We start from the raw sequence: 6751 nt of genomic DNA, 5'->3' as shown, positions 1-6751 counted from the left end.
CCCACTTCGGGGTCAGACCCCGAAGTGGGCAGAATGCGGCTCAGTTCGCTTTGCGGACGGTTTTCCCCTATGAAGACAGCGGCGCAGCAGCCAGCTGCGTAGTATTGCTCGATGGAATTCTGGTTCCCCAAACCAACTTTATGCCTGGCGAGCTGAGCCGCATCCCGACCACCTCGGGGTCTGACCCCGATCTTGGGGGATGCGGCTCAGCTTGCTTTAGGGGCGGCTTACTTGGCGGCCGGGATGGGTGCGGGGAGGGCGGCGGCGTCGCGCGCGGCGCGGAATTCGGCGCCGGGCTTCCATTGCGGCGTGGCGGCGTCTTGCGCGGCGCGCAGGCCGACCTGGAACAGCAGTTCGACATCCTGCACCGCGCCGCTCAAGTCCCAGTTGGGATGCACCACGTCCGTTACCTTGTGGTAGTCGTGCGCCGTGTAGGCGTCCAGCGTGCCGGCGGCGTAGCCGGGCGGCTTGCCGATGAACTCGCGCCCGCCGTGCGTGTACACCACCGGCACCCCCATCTTGGCAAACTCGAGCTGGTCGCTGCGGTAGAACGCGCCCATTTCGGGATTGCCTTCCGGCCGCACCACCCGCCCCTGCAACTTGGCCACCGCCGCCACCAGCTCGTCGGCCGTCGATTTGCCGTGGCCGGTAAGCTCGATGTCGCGCGTCTTGCCCCACAGGTTCAGGCCGTCCACGTTGATGTTGAGCACGGTTTTCGCGGCCGGGAACAGCGGGTGCCGCGCGTAGTACTGCGCGCCCAGCAGCCCGCGCTCTTCGCCCGTGGTGAGCAGGAACAGCACGCTGCGCCTGGGCGCCTGCGGCAGCGCCTTGTACGCGCGCGCTATTTCCAGCAGCGCCGCCACGCCGGACGCGTTGTCCTGCGCGCCGTGGAAAATTTGCCTGGTGCGCGGGCCGGGCAGCGATTCGTCGATGCCGAAATGGTCCCAGTGCGCGCTGTAGATCACCACCTCGTCCTTGAGCTTGGGATCGGCGCCGTCGATTTTGGCCACCACGTTGTGCGACGGCATTTCGTTCCACGCATTGGCCACGCTGGCCGTGACGGTGGCCCCCAAGGGCACCGGCTTGAATTCGCGCGACAGTGCCGCTTTCTTGAGCGCGTCGAAGTCCTGCCCGGCGGCCCGGAACAGCTCCCTGGCGCGCTCCAGCTGCAGCCAGCCGGCCACGCCGGGATAGCTCGGGTGGTCGCCCTTGGTGTACTTCAGGCCGTAGCTGCCGCGGCCCCAGCTGTTGCGCACCACGTCGTAGGGATAGCCGGCCTGCCGCGTTTCATGCACGATCAGCGCGCCGGCCGCGCCCAGCCGCGCGGCGGTTTCGAACTTGTTGCTCCAGCGGCCGTAGTAGCTGGTGACGGCGCCGCCAAACTGCGCCGGGTCCAGCCGCGACGGCCGTTTCGGGTCCGGCAGCGGCGGGTCGTTGATCAGCATCACCAGCGTCTTGCCGCGCAGGTCCATGCCCTTGTAGTCGTCCCATTTGTATTCCGGCGCCTGCACGCCGTAGCCGACGAACACCAGCTCGGAATTGGCCAGCGCCACCTTGCGTTCCACGCGCGGTGTCCAGGCCACGTAGTCGGCCGGAAAATTCAGCGGCACCGGCTTGCCGGCGGCGCTGTAGACCAGCGTCGGCGACGGCTGCACGTACACCAGCGGCACTTTCTGCAGGTAGCTGCCGTCCGGGTTGGCCGGCGCCAGGCCAAGCTTCTTGAGCTCGTCCTGCAGATAGGTGATGGTGATGGCTTCTCCCCGCGTGGCCGGCGCGCGGCCTTCGAACTCGTCCGAGGCCAGCGCCTTGATGTGGCGCAGCAGGTGGCCGCCGTCGATCTTGTGGGCGGCCGCTGAGGCTGATGCTGAGGCCGGCGCTGCGGCGGGCACTGGCGCGGCCGGAACCGCGGCGGCGGCAGCCGTGCCGGACAGTAGCGCGAGCGCCAGGCTGGACATTTTTTTCATTGGAACAGTTGCGGAAAACTCAATTCCAACATTGTGTCATATCCAGCCCGCTTGCATCACATTCGCAGCCCGGCAAAGCAACACATTTGAAAAGCAGATGATTTGAAACAGATAATTGCGCTTTTTTATCGCCAAATTAAATCATAAGATGACTCCATCGAAACGTATCACCTTCCAGGAGAAAACATCATGAACGCCAAACACCTCATCGCTTCCGTCTCCCTGATCTTCGCTGCCGGCGCCGCCCTGGCCGAGCCAGCCGAGCTGAACTTCCCCAGCCTGGCCGCCGCGCCTGGCACCGGCCTGACCCGCGCCGCCGTGCAGGCCGAAGTCATCCGCGCCCGCAACGCCGGCGAACTGGAACTGAGCGAAGTGAACTACCCGCCGCTGGCCCCGGCCACTTCCACGCTGACCCGCGAGCAAGTGAAGGCCGAGGTGATCGCCGCCCGCGCAAACGGCGAACTGGACATCAATGAAGTGAACTACCCGTCCTTCTTCGATGCCCGCGTGCAGCGCCCCGCCGCCACCCTGACCGCCTCGGCAAAACGCAGCGCCGCTGCCCAATAAAGAGGCTTGGTTTGTTTTGCGCAACACCCCGGCCCGCAAGGCCGGGGCCGCGCCGCGATTAAGTGGTTTTCCTCCCTCCATTCAGAGTATTCTTGTCCTACAAGAACATTCTATGGAGACAGCAGTGAGCAATCTTTCTTTCCGTCAGAAGCTGTGGATCCCGTTGATTTGCAGTTTGTTCTGCATCACCGCCATCTTCCTGTACGACGCCATCCAGCTGCGCAACACCCGCATCGAAGAGCGCATGGCCGATCTGGCCAATCTTGACGACCTCGGCATCAGCGTGCTGAAAATGTACGGCGACAAGGCCCAGTCCGGCGCGATGAGCAAGGAGGAGGCCCAGAAGCAAGCCATGGCCGTCATCAAGAGCATGCGTTATGGTAAAGATGGCTATCTGTCCATCACCAGCAATGCCGGCGTGACCATCATGCATCCCATCAAGCCGGAGAACGACGGCAAGAACATGATGGACTTCAAGGACCCCAAGGGCACCTATCTGTACCGCGACATCGTGGCCGTGGCCAACAGTCCGGCCGGCACCGGCTTCGTCAAGTACTGGTGGCCGCGCCCGGGCGCCAAGGAGGCTTCGCCCAAGCTGAGCCACGTCATCAGCTACAAGCCGTGGGACTGGAACCTGATCACCGGCGTCTACATGGACGACATCGACGACGCCTTCCAGGCCGGCCTGCTCAAATCCGGCGGCGTGCTGCTGCTGGTGTGCGCGCTGCTGGCCGCCATCGTCGGCTACATCAACCGCAGCCTGCGCCACACCATCGGCGGCGAGCCGGAGTACGCGGCCGAAGTGGCGGCCCGCATCGCGGGCGGCGACCTGAGCAGCGCCGTGTACACCAGCCCGACCGACAACAGCAGCGTGCTGCACGGCATGAAGGCGATGCAGGCCAGCCTGGCCGCCACCATCGGCGAAATCCGCCGCAGCGCCGACACCATCGCCACCGCGTCGTCCGAAATCGCCAGCGGCAATATGGACCTGTCGGCGCGCACCGAATCGCAGGCCAGCTCGCTGGAGGAAACCGCCGCCTCGATGGAGCAGCTCACCACCACCGTCAGCCACAACGCCGACAACGCGGCCGAGGCCAACAAGCTGGCCAAGGCCGCCTCGCAGGTGGCGCAGCAGGGCGGCACGGTGGTGTCGCAGGTGGTGCAGACCATGGACACCATCAACCATTCCGCCACCCGCATCGTCGACATCATCAGCGTCATCGACGGCATCGCCTTCCAGACCAACATCCTGGCCCTGAACGCGGCGGTGGAAGCGGCGCGCGCCGGCGAGCAGGGACGCGGCTTCGCGGTGGTGGCGTCCGAAGTGCGCAACCTGGCGCAGCGCTCCGCCTCGGCGGCCAAGGAAATCAAGGAATTGATCAACGACTCGGTCGGCAGCATCGAGGCCGGCAGCGCGCTGGTGGCCAAGGCCGGCGCCACCATGGATGAAGTGGTGGGCAGCGTGGCCAAGGTGACCCACATCATGGGCGCCATCACGGCCGCCACCGGCGAGCAGAGCACCGGCATCGGCCATGTGAACCAGGCCATCACGGAGATGGATTCGGTCACGCAGCAGAACGCGGCGCTGGTGGAGCAGGCAGCGGCGGCGGCCGGCGCCATGCAGGAGCAGGCGGCCAACCTGGCCTCGCTGGTGTGCCGCTTCCGCCTGCATGCGCACGAAACCGGCGTGGCGCTGGTACGCTAGGGGACGGCTTCGGGCCCGGCAGGCCCGAACAGTTCCGCCACAAAATCCACGAACGCCTTCACCTTGGCGGCGCGCTGGTGCTTCTGCTGGTACAGCACGGAGACATCCGGGCCTGCCGCCTGCCAGTCCTGCAGCAGCGGCACCAGCGCGCCGCTGCGCAGCGGTTCCTGCAGCGACACCGACATATGCTGAACGATGCCGGCGCCGGCCGCCGCCGCAGCGGTCAGCGCCTCCACGTGGTCCATCGCCACCTTGCCCTGCGGCGTGTAGCTGAAGGCCTCTCCTTCCTGCTGGAAGCGCCAGGGCCGTATCTGGCGCGACTTCGGATACAGGAAATTCAGGCAGGGGAACTCGCCCAGCTGCTCCGGCGCCTGCGGCGCGCCGTGGCGCGCGATGAAGGCGGGCGAGGCGCAGGTGACGTAGCGCGTGCGGCATAGCGTGCGCGCCACCAGCTGCGAATCCGGCAGCTCGCCGATGCGCAGCAGCACGTCCACGCCTTCCTCCACCATGTCTATCATGCGGTCGCCGGCAGTCATCTTCAGGGTGATGTCCGGGTAGCGTTCCATGAAACGCGGCAGCGCCGGCGCCACGTAAAGGCGCGCCAGGATGCCCGGCATGTCCACCCGCAGCACGCCGCGCGGCTGCTGCGCCGATTCCTGCAGGCTGTCTTCCAGTTCGCCCATCTCGCCCAGCAGGCGCAGCGCGTAGGCGTGGCACTGGCGGCCCTCGCCGGTGAGCGACATGCTGCGCGTGGTCCGGTTCAGCAGCTTGACGCCGAAGTGCGCTTCCAGCGCGGCGATCTGGTTGGTGACGGAGGAGGTGGAAATGCCCAGCTTGTCCGCCGCGCGGCTGAAGCCGCCGGTTTCCACCACCGTGCAAAACACTTTCAGCGCATCCAGCCGGTCCATGTCCGCTCCCTTTTGTTGATTTATTCCCGATTGTCCACGATTTCGAAATTCTGCATCGGCCGCCGCCCGGTTTTTCCCGGCGCCGCCAGTCTCTACACTGGTTTCATCAACCACAGGAGGACATCATGCAAGCAATGATCTCGAAACAGGCAGGCGCGCCGCTGGCGCTGGAAAACATTCCCGTGCCGGCGCCCGGCGCCGGCCAGGTGCTGGTGCGCATCGCCGCCAGCGGCGTCAACCCGCTGGACCTGAAGATCGCATCCGGCCAGGCCGGCCACGCGAAGATGCCCTTGCCCGCCGTGCTGGGCATCGACATGGCCGGCGTGGTGCAGGCGGTGGGCGAGGGCGTCAGCGGCTTCCGGCCGGGCGACGAGGTGTTCGGCATGACCGGCGGCGTGGGCGGCGTGCAGGGCTCGCTGGCGCAGTACGCGGCGGTCGACGCGGACCTGCTGGCGCACAAGCCGCTTACCGCCTCGCTGCGCGAAGCGGCCGCGCTGCCGCTGGTGTTCATCACCGCCTGGGAAGGGCTGGTGGACCGGGCCCGGGTGCGCGCCGGCCAGAAGGTGCTGGTGCACGGCGGCGCCGGCGGCGTGGGCCACGTGGCGGTGCAGCTCGCGCGCGCCTTCGGCGCCGAGGTGTATGCCACCGGCAGCGCCGGCCAGCGCGCGGCGATCGAGGGCCATGGCGCTACCTTCATCGACTACCGTACCGAATCGGTGGCCGACTACGTGCAGCGATATACGGGAGGCGAGGGCTTCGACATCGTGTACGACACGGTGGGCGGCGTCACGCTGGACGCCTCCTTCGCGGCGGCGCGGCTGTACGGCGGCCACGTGGTGAGCTGCCTGGGCTGGGGCACGCATGCGCTGGCGCCGCTGTCTTTCCGCGCCGCGACCTATTCGGGCGTGTTCACCCTGCTGCCGCTCTTGTCCGGCAAGGGCCGCGCGCAGCACGGCGCCATCCTGCGCGAGGCGGCGCGGCTGGTGGATGCGGGCAGCGTGCGCGTGCAGCTGGATCCGGCGCGCTACGCGCTGGCGGACGCCAACGCCGCCCACGCCGCCCTGTCCTGCGGGGCCGCGCGCGGCAAGCTGGTGATCGATGTGATTTAGCTGGCCGGGGCCGGCGGCGCAACCGGAGCGGGGGCGGGAGCAGGGGCCGGTGGCGCCGCCGCCGGCGCCGCCGCCGGCTCGAACACCAGCTTGCCGTCCACCACCTTGAAGTCGCCCACCTTGGTGCCGGTGGCCGGCCCGGTCTCGCTGACCAGCGCGCAGTTCTGGGTCTCCACCTGCCACACCTGGTCGCCCGAGCGCAGGCTCCAGAAATTGTCGGGCGACGAGAACACTTCCACGTCCACTTCGTCCACGATCATCTCGCCCAGCGGAATCTGGCGCTGGCAATCCGGCATGCGCGTGGCCACCAGGATGATGCGCGCGTTGTCGTTCCAGAAGTAGTCCTGCTGCCGCCGCAGCGACAGCGTGTGGTTGCCGGTGCTGTCGGTGTAGTAGGTTGCGCTGTCTCTGGCGCAGCCGGTCAGCAGCAAGGGGAGCATGGCGAACAGGATCTTGCGCATGGCGGCGTGTCTTTCTGTGGGCATGAACCTATTATAG

The 6751-nt window shown here is 67.1% G+C and carries 6 protein-coding genes; 3 read left to right on the top strand and 3 right to left on the bottom strand.

What is annotated here, in order from left to right:
- Window positions 1-227 precede the first annotated feature (227 nt).
- Entirely contained in the window at window positions 228-1964 is a 1737-nt protein-coding gene (locus AC6H42_RS23895; RefSeq protein WP_057154011.1) for a M20/M25/M40 family metallo-hydrolase, read from the bottom strand.
- Between the two features lie 189 nt (window positions 1965-2153).
- Here AC6H42_RS23895 and AC6H42_RS23890 point away from each other — a divergent pair, with 189 nt between their 5' ends.
- Window positions 2154-2531, top strand: coding sequence for a DUF4148 domain-containing protein (locus AC6H42_RS23890; RefSeq protein WP_082551628.1), 378 nt, complete (start codon window positions 2154-2156; stop codon window positions 2529-2531).
- Window positions 2532-2655: 124 nt separating this feature from the next.
- Complete coding sequence (locus tag AC6H42_RS23885) at window positions 2656-4236, top strand: methyl-accepting chemotaxis protein (protein ID WP_497549107.1); 1581 nt, start codon at window positions 2656-2658, stop codon at window positions 4234-4236.
- Here the strand turns inward: AC6H42_RS23885 and AC6H42_RS23880 are convergent.
- On the bottom strand, window positions 4233-5144 hold the full coding sequence (locus AC6H42_RS23880) for a LysR family transcriptional regulator (protein WP_057154009.1): 912 nt from the start codon (window positions 5142-5144) through the stop codon (window positions 4233-4235). The genes AC6H42_RS23885 and AC6H42_RS23880 overlap by 4 nt on opposite strands.
- 125 nt (window positions 5145-5269) lie before the next feature.
- On the opposite strand from AC6H42_RS23880, the gene AC6H42_RS23875 reads away from it, so the two are divergent.
- Window positions 5270-6253, top strand: coding sequence for a zinc-dependent alcohol dehydrogenase family protein (locus tag AC6H42_RS23875; protein WP_497549106.1), 984 nt, complete (start codon window positions 5270-5272; stop codon window positions 6251-6253).
- Here AC6H42_RS23875 and AC6H42_RS23870 read toward each other — a convergent pair.
- Entirely contained in the window at window positions 6250-6738 is a 489-nt protein-coding gene (locus tag AC6H42_RS23870) for a hypothetical protein (RefSeq protein WP_497549105.1), read from the bottom strand. The genes AC6H42_RS23875 and AC6H42_RS23870 overlap by 4 nt on opposite strands.
- Between the last annotated feature and the right edge of the window lie 13 nt (window positions 6739-6751).

The sequence above is a fragment of the Massilia sp. NBRC 108631 genome (assembly GCF_059704565.1).
The sequence above is the reverse complement of the archived record's forward strand: the minus strand, read 5'-3'. Positions and strand labels throughout refer to the sequence as shown.

What these genes read in the sequence shown, in the direction of transcription:
- AC6H42_RS23870 (WP_497549105.1), bottom strand. Translation starts at nt 6,738, where the DNA reads ATGCCCACAGAAAGACACGCCGCCATGCGCAAGATCCTGTTCGCCATG.
- AC6H42_RS23895 (WP_057154011.1), bottom strand. Translation starts at nt 1,964, where the DNA reads ATGAAAAAAATGTCCAGCCTGGCGCTCGCGCTACTGTCCGGCACGGCT.
- AC6H42_RS23875 (WP_497549106.1), top strand. Translation starts at nt 5,270, where the DNA reads ATGCAAGCAATGATCTCGAAACAGGCAGGCGCGCCGCTGGCGCTGGAA.
- AC6H42_RS23880 (WP_057154009.1), bottom strand. Translation starts at nt 5,144, where the DNA reads ATGGACCGGCTGGATGCGCTGAAAGTGTTTTGCACGGTGGTGGAAACC.
- AC6H42_RS23890 (WP_082551628.1), top strand. Translation starts at nt 2,154, where the DNA reads ATGAACGCCAAACACCTCATCGCTTCCGTCTCCCTGATCTTCGCTGCC.